The sequence below is a fragment of the Microbacterium aureliae genome, assembly GCF_054780155.1.
Genome location: NZ_BAAGWW010000001.1, coordinates 1,199,895 through 1,218,381 on the forward strand (window position 1 = coordinate 1,199,895; position 18,487 = coordinate 1,218,381).

Here is an 18,487-nt window from a genome sequence, read left to right on the forward strand (position 1 = left end):
ACCGGCAAGCGCGCGACCGCCCGGATCCTGGGTGTCGCTGATGCACCGGCAAAGAATCACAGAAAGATAACGAGAAACCCTTGTCGTCGTTACCTCGCCGTTATACAGTTCTAGAGCGGTAGTTGTTTTGCTGTGGCAGCTGCCGACATGTGATTGCAGGACACTCTTGGTGCAAGGGAAAAGGGCCGGTCGGATGCCTCTCCGACCGGCCCTTACTCTGTGGGCGCTTCGTCTCGCTCCGCTCGCTCAGCGACCGGGAGCAGGGCACGCTTCGTCTCGCTCCGCTCGCTCAGCGACCGGGAGGGTCGGATACCGGGCCCTGAGTGAGGAGCGGAGCGACGAGACGAAGGGTCTCACCGCACCGGATCGCCGGTGAGCATCGCCCGCAGCCGCTCATCGCCCGCCGCGGCGAGCGCCTGCGCCCGACGCGGATCCTCGGCCGACGCATGCGGCGGCATCACGGCCGCGACCGCCGGCACCGCCTCGGCCGTCCACTCGACACCCTGACCGAGCGCCAGTCGCGCGAGCGCGCTCGTCGCCCGGTCCGGGCTCTCCGCCAGCACGGCAAGACCCTCGGATGCCGCGCCCAGCGTCGCCGCCGACAGCAGGCTCTGCAGCACGTCGCGGTGCCCCAGGGCCCGCACGGCGGCGTCGTCCCCGGCCGCGCACGCGACCGTGACCGGCTCCGCCGCGACGACGCCCGCGGGCCCGGCGTGGAACCGCGCCGTCAGGCGATACCGCCCGGGGACCGGGAACACCGGCGCGCTGGTGTCGGTCGCGAACAGCGGCACCGACGCGACCAGCCGCTCGCCGGGCGCGAGCTGCACCCGGCGGGCTCCCGAGTCCGCCGGCCACGGCCACGCCACCCGCAAGGCTCCTGCCGGCCCGTCGACCTCGACCCACAGGTCACCCTCGACGAGGTTCAGCCGCGCGTTCGCCTCGACGGCGGTGCCGGCATCCGGCCCGTTCTCGAGCGACACCTCCCCGAGGACACACCGTCCGGGCGCGGCCCCGCCGGGCAGCGTCAGCCGAAGCTGCAGCTGCCCGGCGGCGCCGGTTGCGGGATCGCTCATCGCGCCTGCGGTTCGACGAAGTCGGCGACGATGCGGGCGGCCTCGGCCGCTTCGCGGCCTCGGGCCGATCGCGCACCGCCCTTGGCGTCCTTCTTCAGCTGCTCGACGACCTCGGTCACGACGGGCGCGTCCTTCTCGGTCGGGCTCGCCACCGTGACCGCCAGCTCCGCGACGCGCTTGGCCGACCGGCCCTTGAGCGCCAGGTCGAAGAAGTGCTGGGCATCGTCGGCGGCGACCCGGCGGACCGTGTCACCGGCGATGTCGGCGAACTCCCGCGACAGCGCGTTGGCCATCACGAGTGCCCCGGCAGCGCCGGTGTCGGTGTCGGCGTGCTGCTCGGCGAGCGCCGTCAGCACCTGGCGGGCGTGCTCGTCGGCGCCGAAGTCACCGAGCGCCATCGCGCGACCGACGCCGCGATCGAGCGTCTGCTCGCTGATGGCCACCTCGGTCTCGGTCGCCGCCGTCCGCACGTCGATCGTGACCGGGTCCGAGACGAGCGTCGTCACGGCGTCCGCGGCGAGGATCGCCGCGATCGTGTGCCGGCCGGGCTCGGTGAAGGTCACGCCCTGGTTCGTGAAGAACACCTGCACATGGTTGCTCACCGACTCACCGGGCTGCAAGGTCACCATCGGCCGCGGACCGCACCCGATGACGATGTCGAGCACCTGGTCGACCGCGCCGTCGGGCCGCGTGCGCTGGAACACCAGATCGCCCTCGGCGAGGGTGAGCAGGCTCGTGACCTCGCGCGCGGCATCCCCGGTGTTGGTCACCGTCACCTCGGCGGTGACGTACTCGCCTACGAAGGCGTGGGCGGGCATCGCGACCGACAGGCGCAGGCCGGTCTCGCCGGCGTCGCCGCCGAAACCCGACACGTCCACCGGCGCCGGAAGCCCCGACGACAGGCTGCCGTGGCCCCAGCCGAAGTTCTTCCACCCCGGGCGCACCTGCGGGTCCGGCGAATGGATGAGCGACTGGCGGTCGTGCTCCGAGAAGGCGAACGTGGCGTTGCCGGGGTAGGTGTTCGTCGACGAGGCGAACCCCATGACATCCCCGGTCTGGTTCATGATCTCGGTGCCGATCCCCGGCAGGTGCACGTCGTGCTTGGGGTGGAACAGGTTGAACGCGTGCCCCGCCTCGTGGATGAGCGTGCGCAGGAAGGCCGCCGGCACATTGTTCAACGGCTGATTGCGCGCCCCCGCCTCGATGAACGAGTCGCCGCCCAGCGTCGCGTCGGCGAAGCCGACCGCGCCCTCGCGGGGCACGGTGTCGTCGTCGAACATGACCCCGAACAGCCCGCCCTGCGCAGAGCCCACCAGCAGCCACAACCGCCACTGCTCGCCGCTGACGGCCTGCCGGTGATTGGCGAGCAGGGTCTGCAGCTCGGCGTTGGTGAGCGAGGCGTCGTTCGGGATGTTGATCTGGTCCTGCGCGACCGTCACGTCCCACCCTGCGGTGGCGTACACCGAGCGCAGCGTCACCGTCGCTCCCGAGCCCGCCACGGCGGATGCCGGGAAGTTGCGGTTGACCATCGCGTCCACCTCGATGCGGCAGCCGCGATACCTCGACGAGGTCTTCGTCGCCTTCACCTGCGACGTCGTCCCGCCGATCTGCAGGGTCCCCGTCATCACCTGCGGCGCCCACCGCACGTTGATGAGGCTGCGCCGGCAGGTGAGCGTCAGGGTTCCGGTGTCGGTCGTGGTGAACTCCTGCGTCGACCGGTTCCACAGGTGCCGCACGATCGGCACCGTGAGGGTCCCGTTGGCATAGGTCGCGCCGTTCGAGCGGAAGTACCACGAGTACTGCCCCTGCGGGAACGCGGGGTACCACGGCAGCGGCACCGGGAACAGCACCCCCAAGTCGTCCGGTTCGCCGACCCCACCGGCATCCGCCTCGTCTTCATCGCCGAAGACCGGGATCCGCGGGAACGGCGGACGCACGATCTCGGGCTCGATCGGCCCGAAGATGCGCTGGCTGTAGATGTCGCCCGACACCCGCAGCGATGACGCGCCGACCTCGATGCGCATCGGCCCCCGCACGAGCGGCTGGATGATCGTCCGCCGTTCGACCTCGAACAGCCACGATCCGTTGAGCGCACTCAGCGCGCACGGACCGGTCAGGCGGTTCAGCGGCCCCGGACGATAAGGCTCGAGCGGGATGAGGACTTCGCCGTCCTGACCGAACTCGAGCACGTCACCGGCGTCGCCGGCGTTCTGGTTGCATCCCATGATGATTCTCCCCTTCTGTGGACTCCCCCACACGAAAGAGCCCGAAGGGCGATCACTGATACATCGGATGCCGGAATCCGCCGCCGCCGGTCAGACGCCGCCGGTCAGACGCCGCCGCCACCACCTCCGCCGCCCCCGCCGCCGGCGGAGCCGCCGCCGCTCGACCCGCCCGAGGACGAGCTGGTGGAGGAGCTCGCCGACAGGTTCGAGATGCCGGACGAGAAGGCCGCGGCGTTGAACCCGTGCGTGCCGGAGTACCAGCCCGGCGAGTTGCCCTCGCCGTAGAGGACGGCGAGCTGCTTCGCCCACTCCTTCTCTTGGCCGAACACGACCGCGTACGGCAGCAGCGTCTCGTAGAGCTTGAGCATCTCGCGGGTGTCGGTCGGGTCGATCGTCACCCGTTCGGCGCCCCGCGGGGATTGCAGCATGCGGATGCGGTCGGCCTCGGCCCACTCGATGAAGACCCGGAGCCCGGCGAGGTGGTCCCGCACCTCGGCGCCCTTGGCGGTGAGGGGCTTGCGCGCGAGCATGCCCACGACGGCGAGGAACGCGATGCCGGCGGCCACGAACAGCAGCAACGGTATCGGGCCCGCGACGCCCTGCTCCATCGCCGCGAATCCGAAGAACGCGACGAGCCCGCCCGCGACGGCGGCGGCGAGGACCGGCCACGCGCGCGGCCCGGTCGGCACCTCGCGCCGCAGGCCCGACAGTTTCAGCTGCCGGTTCGCGGCCTTGATGATCTTCTGCGCCGCGGCCGAGAAGCGGGTGTCGGTACGGCCGAACTCGAATTCCTCTCCGGGCATGCCCATCGGGAACAGTCCGTCCAGCAGCATCCGTCCATCGCCGTCCGCTCGCGAGGGATCGACGAGCACGGCCGTCAGCTTCGCGCCCGAGAACAGGCGCTTCGGGCCTTCGACGATGCGGATGCTGCCGACCACCGCCTGCTCGAGCACTTCGGCCGGGATCGCCTTGGACGTCTTGCCCAGCAGCACCGCACTCTCGAGAGCGTCGACCCCCTTCGGCGGGGTGTACTCGGCGATGATCGTGGGGCGCCCCGGCTCGTCCCGCAGCCAGCGCCGCCTCACCCGGGCGGCGACGCCGACGACGCCCGCGAGCACGACGGCGGCGATCGCCTGCAGCCATCCGAACGGCGATGCGAGGTACGAGGAGTCGAAGGGCGTGAAGGTCCCCCGGTCGAACGCGACCGCGATCGTCATCGTCTCGTACGGCTGCAGGTCGGTGGTGGCGGCGGCCACGACGACGGCGCCGTCGGCACCTGCATCCGCCGTGATGTCGCACGTGTCCGTGGCACCGGTATAGCCGGCGTAGCAGGACTGCGCGCCGGTGAGGGATGCCGCCAGCTCCGCCGGCACGACCAGGCGTGCCGACACGCGCCCGAACGGCTGCCGCCACTCCTCACCGTTGACGTCCCAGTAGAACTCGTCGACGCCGGTGTCGTCGAAGAACCGCGTGACGTTCTGGAGCGTATACGTGAAGACGTATGTCTGCGGTCCGCGCACGAAGTCGTCGGCGCGCGACGTCATCGAGTAGTACCCGTCCTCACTCTCGGTCTCGGCCGGGCGCGGGTTGCCGTCGCCGTCCGTGATCGAGACGAGGTGCGGATGCAGGGGCACGTCGAAGTAGGAGTCGGGGATGCTGCGGCGCATGCCGCGGTTCTGATCGATGTCGGGGAAGACCGCGACGAACTCCTCGACGACCGTCAGGGTGCTCGTGCCGTCCTCGGCGCGGCCGAGGGTGTACTCCACGTCCATGCTCGCGAACGTGAAGTCGTCGACGTCGGCCGCGACGGCGGGCGCCGAGATCGGGGCTGCCACGGCGGCGGGTGCGCCGCCCAGCCCCACGATAAGCAGGGCGATCGCGACGGCCGCGAGGGGTGGCATCCGTGAGACACCACGCCGCCATCGGGCGGATCGGACCCCCGAGAATCGCTCCCCCATGGCCACAGCATAGAGCCGCGGATGGGGCTTACTCTTGTGCGTATGACCGACCGCCGCCTCGCCGTCGACGCCTGGGAGAGCCTCTTCCGCGCGCAGTACGAGGTCTTCGCCGAGATCAGCTGCGACTTCGACGAATCGGACCTGACGCAGGCGGAATACGACGTGCTGCTCACGGTCACCCGCGGCGAGGACATGACCGCGCGGCTGCGGGACGTCACCGCCAACATGCTCATCAGCCAGCCGAGCGTGTCGCGCCTCGTGGACCGCATGGTCGCCCGCGGGCTGCTGGTCAAGTGCGCCGACCCGCTCGACGGTCGCGGTTCGCTCGTGCAGGCCACCGAGGCGGGCGCGGCTGCCTTCCGGCGGGTCGCGTCGCAGCACGGCCGCTCCATCGCGGAGCGGATGTCGGCCCTGAGCGACGACGAACTCGCCCAGCTGCGAGATCTCACAGCGAAGCTTCGGGGACAGGCCGCGGGCTGAGCCCCCCCGCCCGGACGCGCGGATGCCGCGCCCCGGGCGGGACGCGGCATCCGGTGTTGCTGCTCGGCTCTTACTGCTCGACGGGCTGCGGTCCGTCGGCGTGGGACTCGTGCGCCTGCAGGACAGGGCCGCCCTCCTCGGTCGACACGGCGATCTTGCGGGGCTTGGCCTTCTCGCTCACGGGGATCGTGACGCTCAGGACGCCGTTGGCGTACTGGGCCGAGATGCGCTCGGTGTCGATTCCCTGGCCGAGGTTCAGCTGACGCAGGAAGCTCGCGGCCTCGCGCTCGCGGGTGATCCACTTCACGCCGTCACCGGAGGGCAGGGTGCGCTCGGCGCGGATGGTCAGCAGCTGACCGTCGACGTCGATGTCGACCGAGCCCGGGTCGATGCCCGGAAGGTCGGCGGTGAGGACGTAGTGGTCGCCGTCCCGGTAGAGGTCCATCGGCATGCGGCGCGGGCCGCGGCGCACGTCGAAGAAGCTCGAAGCCAGGCGGTCGAGGTCGCGGAACGGGTCATAGGTGGCCATGATCGTCTCCTTCAGTGGATTTGGTGTGCGGTTGTGGTCTGCAAGTTGAGTCGACTCGACTCAACTGCCACGATGTTAGCACTCTCGGGTGTCGAGTGCTAAGAGGTTTGAGGCCAGATCGCTGACGGCGAACGGATGCCGGTGGGGCTGGGTCGGCGGGGCGCTTTGGGGCTCCGGGCGCAGAGTTGACGGCATCCGTCACCACCCACCCCGGAAACCGCGCCGCGCCCCGCCCGGGCCCCGAGTTGACCGCATCCGTCACCACCCACCCCGGAAACCGCACACGCCGTCAACTCCGCGGGTCCCGCGGCTCCTGCACAGGGCACCCGCGCCGGGGAATCCGTCCACAGTCACCGCATCGAGCAGTCCAGTGGGCATCGCGCGGTCCAGCCTTGACGTGTGCCCCGCAGCCCCAGCCGACTCCCCGCCACGCTCGGCGACGACTTCTCGGTGGCGAGCGCGAAGGCAGCCGGCGTCACCGCCTCGCGGCTGCGAGCACCCGACCTCTGGGCTCCGTATCCCGGGGTACGTGTACGCGTGTCGGCGGTCACCGCCCTCGCCGCGGACGACGATCGCTCCGCCGTCGCGCGGGATGCGACGTACCGGCGCGACCACCTGCTGCTGCGAGCTCGCGCATACGCCGAACGGATGCCGCCGGGCACCCTCTTCGGCGATGTCACGGCCGCGGTGATCTGGGGCATGCCGCTTCCCCTGCGCGCGCTGCGGGGCGAGTGGGACCCCGTCACCGCCACCCATGGGCCGCGCGACCTCGACGTGGTCGCGGGGTATCCGCATCGCGCGCCGCGGACTTCGGGGACGGTCGCGTCGCAGTCGCGGTCGCCGTTGCTCGATCCGCGGGAACGGAGTGCGATGGCGGCCGTCGGCCCCGCGTTCGCGTGGGCGAGCCTCGCGACGGTGCTGTCCCTCGAGGAGTTGATCGCGGCCGCGGATGCCCTCGTCCACATCCCGCGGACGTCGGACGGGCAGCATCGTGACCCGGATGCCGCGAAGGCGGGCCTCGCGGCGCTTCACGCTGTGGCCCAGACCGGCGACCTCGCCGCCCGGCGAGCGATGGCAGAGGCGTTGCCGCACGTTCGCGTCGGAAGCGCCTCCAGCCCCGAGACGGCCCTGCGCCTCGGCATCCTGCGGGCGGGCCTGCCCGAGCCCACCCTGGACTACGAGGTGCGCCAGCCGGACGGAAGCCTCGTCGGTGTCACCGAGTTCGCCTTCGAGCGGTGGCGCGTGCTCGTCGAGTACGAAGGCGATCACCACCGCACCGACCGCGCCCAGTGGCACCGCGACATCCAGAAGCACCGGGAGTGCGCCGCGCTCGGCTGGACGGTCCTGCGCATCGCCGCGCGCGACACCCAGCCGACCACGGATGCGGCTATCGGCCTGATCGCCGGTGCGCTGCGCCGCGCGGGCTGGGCGGGCGAGGGCGGCGGGACGCCGAGTTGACCGCATCCGTCACTACCGGCTCCGGTGACCGCGGATGGCGTCAACCGCTCCGGCGCTGCAGGCGCCGAGCTGACGGCTTCCGCGGCTACAGGCGTCGATAACCGCAGACGGCGTCAACCCGCTGGCCCACCGGCGGGCCGAGTTGACGGCATCCGTCGCCATCGCGCGGCATGACCGCGAACCGCGTCAACACTCGATGACGTTGACCGCGAGACCGCCTTCGCTCGTCTCCTTGTACTTCGTGGACATGTCGATGCCGGTCTGACGCATCGTCTCGACGACGGCGTCCAGCGACACGTAGTGCGAGCCGTCGCCGCGCAGCGCGAGCCGGGCGGCCGTGACCGCGGTCGACGCCGCGATCGCATTGCGCTCGATGCAGGGGATCTGCACCAGGCCGCCCACCGGGTCGCACGTGAGGCCCAGGTGGTGCTCCATCGCGATCTCGGCAGCGTTCTCGATCTGGCGGTTCGTGCCCCCCATCACCGCGGTCAGGCCGCCCGCGGCCATCGCGCAGGCCGATCCGACCTCGGCCTGGCAGCCACCCTCGGCACCCGAGATGGACGCGTTCGCCTTGAACAGCGACCCCAGCGCGGTCGCGGTGAGCAGAAAACGACGGATGCCGCGCCGGCGGTTCGCCTCGGCCACGTCCTCGTCGGAGGTCGGGGTGGGCGACGCTTCGTCTCGCCCTGCGGGCTCGCTCAGCGACCGCGCTTCGTCTCGCCCTGCGGGCTCGCTCAGCGACCGCGCTTCGTCTCGCCCTGCGGGCTCGCTCAGCGACCGGGGAGAGGGCCCGGGCTCGCTCAGCGACCGGGCGGGACCGCTCGACGACCGGGGGGAGGACGCGGGCTCGGCCCCGGAACCGGCGCCGAAGCCCAGCAGCGCGCTGCCGACGAGCTCGCCGTAGGGGGTGACGGCGTTTCCGGCGCCGAGGCCGGAATCCGCCAGGAACCGCCACCAGTACATCGCGACGGCGGGCAGGATGCCGGCGGCGCCGTTGGTGGGAGCGGTGACGACCCGCCCGCCGGCGGCGTTCTCTTCGTTGACGGCGAGCGCGAAAGCGCCGAGCCACTCACCCGGAAGCTCGCGGTGCCCCGACGCCTCGGCGGCCTCGAGCTGCTCGCGGATCGCCGACGCCCGCCGCTTCACCCGCAGCATGCCGGGCAGCTCCCCCGGCGTCCGGAGCCCCGCGTTCACGCAGGCGGCCATGGCATCCCAGATGGCGTCGAGGCCCGCGGCGACCTCGGCTTCGGTGCGCAGCGCCTCTTCGTTCAGCCGCGCCGCCTCGGCGAACGTGATGCCTCTCTCGTCGCACTGCTCCAGCAGCTCCTCGGCCGACGAGAACGACAGCGGGAACGGATGCGGGGCGACCTGCGGCGCTGCACCCTCGCGGCGGATGAATCCGCCGCCGACCGAGTAGTAGGTGTCCTCGGCGATCACGTCGCCGTCGGCGGACCGGGCGGTGAGCGTCATCGCGTTCGGGTGGCCGGGCAGCCGCGTGCGCGGCGCGAACTCCACGTCCGCCCGCACGAACGGCACCGCGCGCTCTCCGGCGAGCAGCAGGTCCTCGCCGTCGGCCCATCCCGACCACGCCGCGCGCACGGCGGCCGGGTCCACGGTCTCGGGTTCGAGCCCCTTCAGCCCCGCGACGACCGCGTCGGGCGTGCCGTGGCCGATGCCGGTCGCCCCGAGCGAGCCATAGAGGACGCACGAGACGCGGGACACCGACGGAAGCAGACCCTGCTGCCGCAGCCGCACGACGAAGTCATGGGCGGCCCGCATCGGACCGACCGTATGGGAGCTCGAGGGTCCTACACCGATGGAGAACAGCTCGAACGCCGAGACGTAAGCGCTCACTGCACCAGGCTACGCCGTCGGCTCACGGCCGCTGAAACGCCACGAGCCCCACGAGGTTGCCGTCGGGGTCGCGGACGAACGCCTGCCACTCGTCGTACCCCGCAGGCCCCAGCGTGTCGTCGTCGTGGTGGAAGATGACGTGGGGCTCGGTGTCGACGTCGGCGCCCGACCGCTCGAGCGCCTCGTGGACGTTGTCGACCTCGAGATAGATGAGGCTCGACGGCGCCCCGCGATCGAGCAGCAGCCTCACGCCGTCGAGGTCGAAGAAGAGCAGGCCGGGGCCGTCGAAGCGGGCCGTCGGTTCGGCGTCCAGCACGCGCGCATAGAACGCGGCGGCCCGGTCCAGGTCCGTCGCGCGTAGAGCGACCTGCACGACTCTCACCGCGTCAGTCTGGCACTTCCCCGCACCGCGAACCAGGGCGCTAGCATCGCACTCGGGAAGGGGAATCGATGACGATGCTCGACACGGATGCCCGGGCTGACGCCGGCCGGATCCTCCACGGGATCGAAACCGAGCACGGCCGGGACGAGGAGTTCCGCCGCCGGGTCGAGGAGCACTTCCCGAGGCTGCACGGTCTGTTCGGGCGACTGTACGGCGATCGCCCGGATGCCGGTGAGCAGCTGGCCGCCGTCATCGCCGAGGCCGCGGCATCCTGGCGCCGCCGGCCCGTGGAGCTGCGGGCGCGGGACCGCCGCAGCGACGAGGACCCGACGTGGTTCCTGTCCGAGCGCATGCTCGGAGGCGTCTGCTACGTCGACCGGTACGCCGGCACCCTGCAGGGCGTCCGCGAGCACATCCCGTACTTCCAGGAGCTCGGGCTGACCTACCTGCACCTCATGCCGCTGTTCGACAGCCCCGAGGGCAACAACGACGGCGGCTACGCCGTCTCGAGCTACCGCAAGGTCGACGAGCGCCTGGGCACCATGGCCGATCTCACCGACCTCGCCGCCGATCTGCGGCAGGCCGGCATCTCGCTGGTGGTGGACTTCATCTTCAACCACACCAGCAACGAGCATGAATGGGCGCAGAAGGCCGTCGCCGGCGAGCCCGGCTACGAGGACTTCTACCTCATCTTCCCCGACCGGACCATGCCGGACGCGTACGAGAAGACCACGCGCGAGATCTTCCCCGACGACCACGCGGGGTCGTTCGTGCAGCTGCCCGACGGCCGCTGGATCTGGTCGACGTTCTACCACTTCCAGTGGGACCTGAACTACGCCAACCCCGCGGTCTTCCGCGCGATGGCCGGCGAGATGCTGTTCCTGGCGAACCAGGGCGTCGAAGTGCTGCGAATGGATGCCGTGGCGTTCATCTGGAAGCGGCTCGGCACCACGTGCGAGTCCCTGCCCGAGGCGCACCTGCTGCTGCAGGCGTTCAACGCGGTGCTGCGGATGGCCGCACCCAGCCTGCTGTTCAAGTCCGAGGCGATCGTGCATCCCGACGAGGTGATCCAGTACATCTCGCCCGAGGAATGCCAGCTGTCGTACAACCCCCTGCAGATGGCTCTCACTTGGGAGTCCCTGGCGACGCGCAGCGCGGCGCTCCTGCAGCAGGCGCTGGACACCCGGCACGATCTGCCGCCGGGCACCTCGTGGGTCAACTACGTGCGCAGCCACGACGACATCGGCTGGACGTTCGCCGATGAGGATGCCGAGGAGCACGGCATCCAGGGATTCCCTCACCGCCGCTTCCTCAACGACTTCTTCGTCAAGGGCGCCGAAGGCTCGTACGCCCGCGGTGTGCCGTTCCAGGAGAACCCGCGGACGGGCGACGCCCGGGTCACCGGCACGACGGCCTCGCTCGCCGGGATCGAGGCCGGCGACGCCGGCGGTGAAGACCGCGTGGTGCTCGCGCACGCGGTGGCGATGTCCACCGGCGGGATGCCGCTGTTCTACCTGGGCGACGAAGTCGGTCAGCTCAACGACTACTCCTACCGCGACAACGCCGCCGAGGCCGGCGACAGCCGGTGGGTTCATCGCCCGCACCGGCCCGACGACCTCTACGCCCAGCGGCACGACCCGACCACGACGGCGGGACGGCTGTACGCGCGGCTGTCCAAGCTCATCGCTGTGCGCAAGGCCACGCCGGAGTTCGGCGGCAACGCGCTCATCCCGTTCCACGTCCCGCACCCGTCGGTGCTCGGGTATCAGCGGCCCGGGGCCGAGACGTGGGAGGAGCGCGTCCTCGTCCTCGCCAACGTCGGCGACGACCCGGCGTACGTCGACCCGTTGACGCTCTCGGGCTTCGAACGGCACGCCGTCGACCTCATCAGCGGTGCGGCGATCGATCTCGACGAAGGACTCATGCTCGGCGCGCACCGCTTCACGTGGCTGCGCGTGGACCCGCTGTGGTGACCGCGACCCCGCCCCGCACACGCGGACGGTGAAACGACGAAGGCCCGCGGGATCCGTGGGCCTTCGTCTACTGTCTCAACACAGTGCGCGCCTCGAGGGACTCGAACCCCCAACCTTCTGATCCGTAGTCAGATGCTCTATCCATTGAGCTAGAGGCGCCCGGTGCGAACTCTCGCGCACACCAGCGTCCAGAATAGCCGACGTCCGGCATCCGCGCGAATCGGCGCGGGATCCCGGGCGCGCCTCACGCCGCCGGCCCGCTCCCGTCCACGCCGCGGATGGTCGTCGACGGCGCGGAGTCGACGTCGACGTCGTCCTCGCCCGTCGTCACCGGGACACGGTCGCGCGGGGCGACGTGGCGCCGGTGCGCGGCGAGCCGCGGCAGATCGACCAGGCGCAGCGACTGCATCCGGGCCGCCCTCATGCGCTCGTAGTCGGGATCGAGGTCGGGCCGCATGCCCTCGACCTTCAAGCGGCGCTGCAGGTTGGCCTCGACATCGCCCCACGCCGACTCCCGCGACGCCTCGATCAGCGCACGGACGGCGACGGGGTCGTCCGCCTGATGGCGCAGCTCCTTGGCGACGCCGCGGTACTGGCGGTGGCGGCGGCGCAGGTTGCCCATGTCGCGGTCGCGGTAGTCGTGGGTGCCGTCGGGGTCGCTGAACTTGCCCCACGCCTTCTTGCGCTGCCGGCGGGCGAGCTCGGCCGCGGCGTCCTGCTCGTCGGCGAGGGCGATGAGGGTCTCGCGGGCGAGGGTGGCGAAGGCCTCGGCGTCGAAGGGCGAGTCGTGCGCGATGGTCTCGACGAGGATCCGGTTGCGCACCGCCAGGCGCGCCGCGGCCGTCGCGATCGCGACTCCCTCGGCGACGGCCTCCGCGGTCTTGCCCATCCGCCCCCACCTCCGTGTACGAGATTACCGGTCGAGGGCGCTCCAAACCGATCGGGGCGGCGGTCCGAACACACCTGCAACACGGCAACACCGGCTCACACCACAGGAGGACATCATGAGCTCATCACCCAATCGCCTCGTCGCCACGATCTTCGGCGCCGTCTACCTTCTCGTCGGCCTGCTCGGCTTCACGGCCACCGCGGGCGTCGGCTTCATCGCCGCCGACGGCGGCCTGCTGCTCGGCATCTTCGAGGTCAACCCGCTCCACAACATCGCCCACCTGCTGATCGGCGCGGCTCTGCTGGTCGCGGGACTCTCGCGCGTCGCGGCGGCGAAGGGCGTGAACACGACGGTCGGCGCCGTCTACCTGCTGCTGGGCGTCGTCGGGTTCTTCCTCGTGGGTACGCCGCTCAACATCCTGGCGCTCAACACCCCCGACCACTTCCTGCACCTGGCGAGCGCGCTCGTGCTGCTGGGCGTCGGACTGGGCGCCGACCGCACCGTCCGCAGCCGCGCGGCGGTCTGAACGTCATGGCCTCGACGGCCGCTCCCCTCACCGGGGCATCCCGCGCGGCGACGCCGGCCTGGTCGGCCGTCGCCGCGTGGGGCGCCGCCCTGCTGCAGTTGGCGCTGGGCGCCGGAGTCCTCACCGCCGCAGAGCAGGCGCTCTTCGCGCGGACCGTCGGCGCCCTCGTCCTCGCACTCGGCGCCGCCGCATTCGGGTGGGGGGCGGCGACCCTCGCGCGGGCCCGGGTGACGGCACCGCGGGCGGGGGTCGTCGGGGCCGTCGCCGGGATCGCGACCTCGGGCGGACTGCTCGTCCTCGCCCCGACCGCGACCAGCGTCGTGGCGGTGGCCACGACATCCGTCCTGCTCGCCGTCCTCGGCGCGGTGTGCGGCCGTGCCATGCGACAGGATGCCGCGCCGGCACGCCCCATCCGGATGTCGGCGCTGCTGGTGGCCGCCGTCGTCGTCGCGGGCGTGGTCACCCCGGCGCTGAGCGCCACCGAGGCCGGGCTCCTGGCGCCGGACCACGGCGCCCATGAGGGGTGGACGGGCGGGCATCACTGAGGCGCGCTTCGTCTCGCCCTGCGGGCTCGCTCAGCGACCGGGGGACGCGGGGCGGGCTTGCTCAGCGACCGGCAAGGGCGCGGCGGGGGTCAGACGGCGGTGATGCGCCAGGAGGCCTCCGTCGACTCCCCGGGGGCGAGGACGATGAGGCCGGCGTCGTAGTCGTAGTTGCCGGCGTTGAACGCGTCGGGCGCGCACGTCATCGGCTCGACCGCCAGCCCCAGGCGGCTCACGGCCGGATCCGGCTTGTCGGCGGTGTGCACCTGCACCCAGGGGCAGGACGCGTCGAACGACATCGCGACGCCCGAGCCGTCGGCATCCGTCACTGTCACGGTCGCGAGCCCGTGCTCGTCGCGTTCGAGCGACGTGTAGGCGTGATCGATCTCGACATCCTCGATGGGTCGCGCCTGACGGAAGTCGAAGCGTCTCGGATCCTCGGCGTCCACCGGGCGCAGCGAGGTGGGGATGAGGCGGTCATCGGTCACGGCGAGAACCTCGGATGCCGGGAGCTCGAGAGTCCACTCGTCCACGCGCCCCTCGCCCGCGACCAGATACGGGTGAGGCCCGGTGCCGAAGGGCGCGGGGGTCTCGGTGTCGTTCGTGGCGGTGACGGTCTGGGTGAGTCCGTCGTCACCGAGCTCGAACCGGGTCTCGAGCCGGACGCGCCACGGGTAGGCCGTCTGGGCGGGGATCGTCGCGGCCAGCACCACATGGCTCGGCCCCTCGTCGACCGCCGCGAAGTCCAGCCACACCGCCAGCCCGTGGATGGCGTGGCCGCGCGCGGGCTCCGTGAGCGCCAGCTGACGGGCCGCTCCGCCGAAGTGGTACTTGCCGTCGACCACCCGGTTCGGCCACGGGGCGAGGGTGACGCCGCGGTGCGAGGGGCGCACCTCGTCCGCCTCGAAGGGCACGACCAGGTCGCGGCCGCGGTGCGTGAGCGAGCGGAGCGTGGCTCCGATGCTCGCGATGACGGCTTCGTAGTCGCCGGCGCGCAGCCGGTGCTGCGTGCCTGAGAGCGGGGTGGGTGCCATGTGGTTCGAGTCCCTGTGCGAGTCGGTTTTCTCCCAGTATGGCCGAGGGCGCGTTCGCTAGAATGGGTGGTTGACCTGAACAGAAAGTGCATCTACCTCGTCCGCTCGGCGGAAGAAGGCGGCACACGCGCCGCAGCGTGCGGCCACGCTATGAGGACAACGATGCACACCCGTTCGACCGCCACACCGCACACCAGCCTCGTCCGCGAGACGGGGCTGGCCTATTTCCCGGTCGCGCTGATCGCGCGGCTGCCGTTCGCGATGATGGTCGTCGGCATCCTGACGCTCGTCGTCGCCGCGCGCGGCTCGCTCGCCCTCGGCGGCCTCACCTCGGCGATGACGGGGCTCGGCACGGCCCTGTTCGGCCCCGCGCTCGGTGCGCTCGCCGACCGTTACGGCCAGCGCCGCGTGCTGCTGGTCGCGGGAGTGGCCAACAGCGTGCTGCTCGCGGTCCTCGCGTGGCTGGCTTTCACCCCGACGCGGGATGCCGTGATCCTCGCCGTCGCGTTCGGCATCGGGGTCACGATGCCCCAGGTCGCGCCGCTCTCGCGCAGCAGGCTCGTCGGCATCATCGGCCGCTCCTTCCGCGGCGAGCGCCGCGGAAGGGTGCTCAACGGCACGATGGCGTACGAGTCCGCCGCCGACGAGGTCGTCTTCGTCTTCGGCCCGGTCGTGGTGGGCCTGCTCGCGACGACGCAGGGGCCGGTCGCCCCCGTCCTCGGCGCCGCTGCCCTGGCCCTCATCTTCGTCACTGCCTTCGCCCTGCATCCCACCGCTCGCGTCTCGGCGCACAGCGAAGACGGCTCGGTCGACCAGGCGCCCGCGATCGAGCTCGTCCGGGCACGCGTGCTGATCCCCGTGGTCGGCGCGCTGGGCATGGGGCTCTTCTTCGGCTCGATGCTGACCTCGCTCACCGCCTTCATGGCCGACCGCGGCATCCCCGAACAGGCGGGCCTGGTCTACGGGGCGATGGGCATCGGCTCGGCCGCGCTCGCCCTGAGCGTCGCCGCTTTCCCCGCCCGCTTCACCCTGACCGCGCGCTGGCTGGTGTTCGGCGGGGTACTCGTGGCGGGCGCCGCCGCCGTTCCGCTGGCGCAGGATGTCGCCGGGATGGCGGCGTGCCTGCTGATCGTCGGCATGGGCATCGGGCCCACCCTCGTCACGCAGTACAGCCTGGCCGCCGAGGCGAGCCCCCGCGGCCGCTCGGCCACGGTCATGACGATGCTCGGCTCAGGTGTCGTCGTCGGGCAGTCGGCGTCGTCCGCGCTCGTCGGGCTCGTCGCCGAAGAGGCCGGCACCGCCGCCGCGCTGCTCGCCCCCGCGCTCGCCGCCACGGTCGTCCTCGGCGCGGCCGTCGCGCAGGCCCTCGTCGCGCGCCGCCGCTGAGTCCGCCGCTGAGTCCGCCCGGGAGTCCCCCGCCGAACCGGTTGCCCGCCCCGCGCGTCCGGGCTCCGTGGCAGGGTGGAGGCATGCGTATCGCCCTCACCGGTTCCACCGGCAAGCTCGGTTCGGTCGTCCTGCGCGAGCTCCGCGCCCACGGCCACGATGTCGTCGCCTTCGACGTCGTCGGCGCGCGTGAGCCCGGGTTCGTCCAGATCGACCTGACCGACTACGGTCAGGTCGCCGATGCCCTGGCGGGTGTCGACCGGACCGCCGGGTTCGACGCCGTCGTGCACCTGGCCGCCATCCCGGCCTCGGGCCTGCGCACCGACGTCGCCACCTTCCACAACAACATGGCGGCGACCTTCAACGTGTTCTGGGCGGCCGTGAGACTCGGCATCCGTCGCATCGTCTACGCCTCGAGCGAGACCGTGCTGGGGCTGCCGTTCGACGTCCCGCCGCCGTACATCCCCGTCGACGAGGAGTACGCGGCGCGGCCGGAGTCGGTGTACTCGATCGTGAAGACCCTCGAAGAGCAGCTCGCGCGGGAGCTCGTGCGGTGGCACCCCGACCTGTCGATCACGGGCCTGCGGTTCTCGAACGTGATGGTGCCCGCCGACTACGCCGAGTTCCCGTCGTTCGACGCCGACGCGCGCCACCGCAAGTGGAACCTGTGGGGGTACATCGATGCCCGCGACGGGGCGCAGGCCGTCGAGAAGGCCCTGGAGTCCGCGCCGGCAGGCTTCGAGCCCTACATCATCGCCGCCGCCGACACCGTGATGTCGCGCCCGAACCGCGAGCTGATCGCCGAGGTGTTCCCGGGTGTCCCCGTCACCCGCGAGGTCTCGGACCACGAGACCCTCCTCTCGATCGACAAGGCCCGCCGCGAGCTCGGCTTCGACCCGAAGCACAGCTGGCGCGACCACCAGGAGTAGCCGGCGATGCCCGAGGATCCGCGCCTGTCCGCCGCCCGCTACCGGGTGGAGCAGCTGGCACGCGAGACCGAGGGCGAATCGGCCGACGGCGAGCACCCGGATGCCGGCACCGCCACAGGCCGCGCGAGCGGCGCGCCCGCGCCCGACCCGGCACGCATCCCCACCGCATCGGACCGCGCCGCCTACGTCGAGTCCGCCATCCAGCAGGCGATCCGGCGGGGCGACTTCGACGATCTGCCCCGGGCGGGCAAGCCCATCCCCGACCTCGGCCGCTCGCACGACCCGGACTGGTGGATCCGCCGCAAGATCGAGAGCGAGAAGCTGACCGGCCTGGGTCCGCCGGCGCTGACGCTGCGGGTCGAGGACGCCGAGCTCGGCGGCAGGCTCGACGCGCTCTCCGCCGAGGCGGACGTGCGCGAGGTGCTCGAGGACTTCAACCGCCGGGTGCGGCTCGCGCGCATGCAGCTCCAGGGCGGACCGCCCGTCGTGACCGCTCTGCGCGAGGTCGACGCCGAGGTCGCGGCCTGGGCGGCACGGCGCGCGGAGCGCGCGAGGCGACGGGATGCCGCCGCCCCGCCGGCTCCGCCGCGCCGGCGTCCGCGGTGGTGGCGGCGGCAGCCCTGAGCACCGGTGCGAGCGTCGCACGGTCGGCGATGCTCCGGCACCCGCCCGCGTTCTACCACTGCCGTCTCGGGGTATCAACCCCGGACCCGGCATCCCCCGGCTGGCCTAGCGTCGTGTGCACCGCTGATCGCCGGGCATGATCCCGGCGGCCCAATGGAAGGACCGATATGACCTCGATCACCGAGAGCATCGACGTCGACGTTCCCGTCACCGTCGCCTACAACCAGTGGACGCAGTTCGAGAGCTTCCCCCACTTCCTCGACGAAGTGGAGTCGATCACCCAGCTCGATGACACTCACACGCACTGGAAGGTGAACGTGGGCGGCGCCGAGCGCGAGTTCGACGCCGAGATCACCGAGCAGCACCCCGACGAGCGCGTCGCCTGGCGCAGCACCGGCGGCGAGACGCAGCACGCCGGCGTGGTGACCTTCCACAAGCTCACCGACACCTCTTCGCGCGTGACCGTGCAGCTGGATTGGGAGCCGGAGGGCCTGCTCGAGAAGGTGGGCGCGCTGCTGGGCGCCGGCTCGCACGCGGTGAAGAAGGACCTGAAGAACTTCAAGGAGTACATCGAGGCGCGCGGACACGAGTCCGGCGCCTGGCGCGGCGACGTCCCGCGCTGATC

Annotated in this window: 17 protein-coding genes and 1 tRNA gene; 9 read left to right on the forward strand and 9 right to left on the reverse strand. The window is 71.7% G+C overall.

Going from position 1 to position 18,487, the window contains the following annotated elements:
• Positions 1–353 precede the first annotated feature (353 nt).
• The 3 genes from ACYVF4_RS05825 to ACYVF4_RS05835 form a co-directional block, all read right to left on the reverse strand.
• On the reverse strand, positions 354–1,073 hold the full coding sequence (locus ACYVF4_RS05825; protein ID WP_460720628.1) for a hypothetical protein: 720 nt from the start codon (positions 1,071–1,073) through the stop codon (positions 354–356).
• Positions 1,070–3,298 (reverse strand): hypothetical protein, encoded by a 2,229-nt coding sequence (locus tag ACYVF4_RS05830; RefSeq protein WP_460720630.1) that lies wholly within the window; start codon positions 3,296–3,298, stop codon positions 1,070–1,072. The genes ACYVF4_RS05825 and ACYVF4_RS05830 overlap by 4 nt, the downstream gene beginning before the upstream one ends.
• A 104-nt stretch (positions 3,299–3,402) precedes the next feature.
• The gene (locus ACYVF4_RS05835; RefSeq protein WP_460720632.1) at positions 3,403–5,199 is read right to left on the reverse strand and encodes a DUF2207 domain-containing protein; all 1,797 of its coding nucleotides are present in this window, start codon (positions 5,197–5,199) and stop codon (positions 3,403–3,405) included.
• Between the two features lie 99 nt (positions 5,200–5,298).
• Here ACYVF4_RS05835 and ACYVF4_RS05840 point away from each other — a divergent pair, with 99 nt between their 5' ends.
• On the forward strand, positions 5,299–5,736 hold the full coding sequence (locus ACYVF4_RS05840) for a MarR family winged helix-turn-helix transcriptional regulator (protein WP_460720634.1): 438 nt from the start codon (positions 5,299–5,301) through the stop codon (positions 5,734–5,736).
• A 70-nt stretch (positions 5,737–5,806) separates the two neighbouring features.
• Here the strand turns inward: ACYVF4_RS05840 and ACYVF4_RS05845 are convergent, their stop codons facing one another.
• Complete coding sequence (locus ACYVF4_RS05845) at positions 5,807–6,265, reverse strand: Hsp20/alpha crystallin family protein (protein WP_460720636.1); 459 nt, start codon at positions 6,263–6,265, stop codon at positions 5,807–5,809.
• Positions 6,266–6,664: 399 nt separating this feature from the next.
• Here ACYVF4_RS05845 and ACYVF4_RS05850 point away from each other — a divergent pair, with 399 nt between their 5' ends.
• Entirely contained in the window at positions 6,665–7,723 is a 1,059-nt protein-coding gene (locus ACYVF4_RS05850; protein WP_460720638.1) for a hypothetical protein, read from the forward strand.
• A gap of 186 nt (positions 7,724–7,909) precedes the next feature.
• Here ACYVF4_RS05850 and ACYVF4_RS05855 read toward each other — a convergent pair whose 3' ends face one another.
• Together ACYVF4_RS05855 and ACYVF4_RS05860 are read right to left on the reverse strand one after the other, a co-directional pair.
• Complete coding sequence (locus ACYVF4_RS05855; RefSeq protein ID WP_460720640.1) at positions 7,910–9,577, reverse strand: L-serine ammonia-lyase, iron-sulfur-dependent, subunit alpha; 1,668 nt, start codon at positions 9,575–9,577, stop codon at positions 7,910–7,912.
• A gap of 22 nt (positions 9,578–9,599) precedes the next feature.
• A complete protein-coding gene (locus ACYVF4_RS05860; protein WP_460720641.1) occupies positions 9,600–9,959 on the reverse strand; it encodes a VOC family protein in 360 nt (119 codons plus the stop codon).
• Positions 9,960–10,027: 68 nt separating this feature from the next.
• Here ACYVF4_RS05860 and ACYVF4_RS05865 point away from each other — a divergent pair, with 68 nt between their 5' ends.
• Positions 10,028–11,932: an amylosucrase gene (locus tag ACYVF4_RS05865; RefSeq protein ID WP_460720643.1), complete on the forward strand. Its 1,905-nt coding sequence runs from the start codon at positions 10,028–10,030 to the stop codon at positions 11,930–11,932.
• 86 nt (positions 11,933–12,018) lie between these two features.
• Here ACYVF4_RS05865 and ACYVF4_RS05870 read toward each other — a convergent pair.
• Positions 12,019–12,091: transfer RNA gene (locus ACYVF4_RS05870), tRNA-Arg, on the reverse strand.
• A gap of 85 nt (positions 12,092–12,176) precedes the next feature.
• Positions 12,177–12,821, reverse strand: a complete 645-nt coding sequence (locus tag ACYVF4_RS05875; RefSeq protein ID WP_460720644.1) for an asparagine synthase — start codon at positions 12,819–12,821, stop codon at positions 12,177–12,179.
• A gap of 115 nt (positions 12,822–12,936) precedes the next feature.
• On the opposite strand from ACYVF4_RS05875, the gene ACYVF4_RS05880 reads away from it, so the two are divergent.
• The gene (locus ACYVF4_RS05880; RefSeq protein ID WP_460720646.1) at positions 12,937–13,347 is read left to right on the forward strand and encodes a DUF4383 domain-containing protein; all 411 of its coding nucleotides are present in this window, start codon (positions 12,937–12,939) and stop codon (positions 13,345–13,347) included.
• A gap of 5 nt (positions 13,348–13,352) precedes the next feature.
• Positions 13,353–13,892: a hypothetical protein gene (locus ACYVF4_RS05885; protein ID WP_460720648.1), complete on the forward strand. Its 540-nt coding sequence runs from the start codon at positions 13,353–13,355 to the stop codon at positions 13,890–13,892.
• A gap of 89 nt (positions 13,893–13,981) precedes the next feature.
• Here ACYVF4_RS05885 and ACYVF4_RS05890 read toward each other — a convergent pair whose 3' ends face one another.
• Complete coding sequence (locus tag ACYVF4_RS05890; RefSeq protein WP_460720650.1) at positions 13,982–14,923, reverse strand: aldose 1-epimerase family protein; 942 nt, start codon at positions 14,921–14,923, stop codon at positions 13,982–13,984.
• Positions 14,924–15,085: 162 nt separating this feature from the next.
• Here ACYVF4_RS05890 and ACYVF4_RS05895 point away from each other — a divergent pair, with 162 nt between their 5' ends.
• The 4 genes from ACYVF4_RS05895 to ACYVF4_RS05910 all read left to right on the forward strand — a co-directional run bounded on the left by ACYVF4_RS05895 (position 15,086) and on the right by ACYVF4_RS05910 (position 18,485).
• On the forward strand, positions 15,086–16,309 hold the full coding sequence (locus ACYVF4_RS05895; RefSeq protein ID WP_460720652.1) for an MFS transporter: 1,224 nt from the start codon (positions 15,086–15,088) through the stop codon (positions 16,307–16,309).
• Between the two features lie 83 nt (positions 16,310–16,392).
• The gene (locus ACYVF4_RS05900) at positions 16,393–17,238 is read left to right on the forward strand and encodes an NAD-dependent epimerase/dehydratase family protein (RefSeq protein ID WP_460720654.1); all 846 of its coding nucleotides are present in this window, start codon (positions 16,393–16,395) and stop codon (positions 17,236–17,238) included.
• Between the two features lie 6 nt (positions 17,239–17,244).
• Positions 17,245–17,862 carry a DnaJ family domain-containing protein gene (locus tag ACYVF4_RS05905; RefSeq protein WP_460720656.1) on the forward strand — a complete coding sequence of 206 codons (618 nt, stop codon included), beginning with the start codon at positions 17,245–17,247 and terminating at the stop codon, positions 17,860–17,862.
• A gap of 167 nt (positions 17,863–18,029) precedes the next feature.
• Complete coding sequence (locus ACYVF4_RS05910; protein WP_460720659.1) at positions 18,030–18,485, forward strand: SRPBCC family protein; 456 nt, start codon at positions 18,030–18,032, stop codon at positions 18,483–18,485.
• Positions 18,486–18,487: the final 2 nt, after the last annotated feature.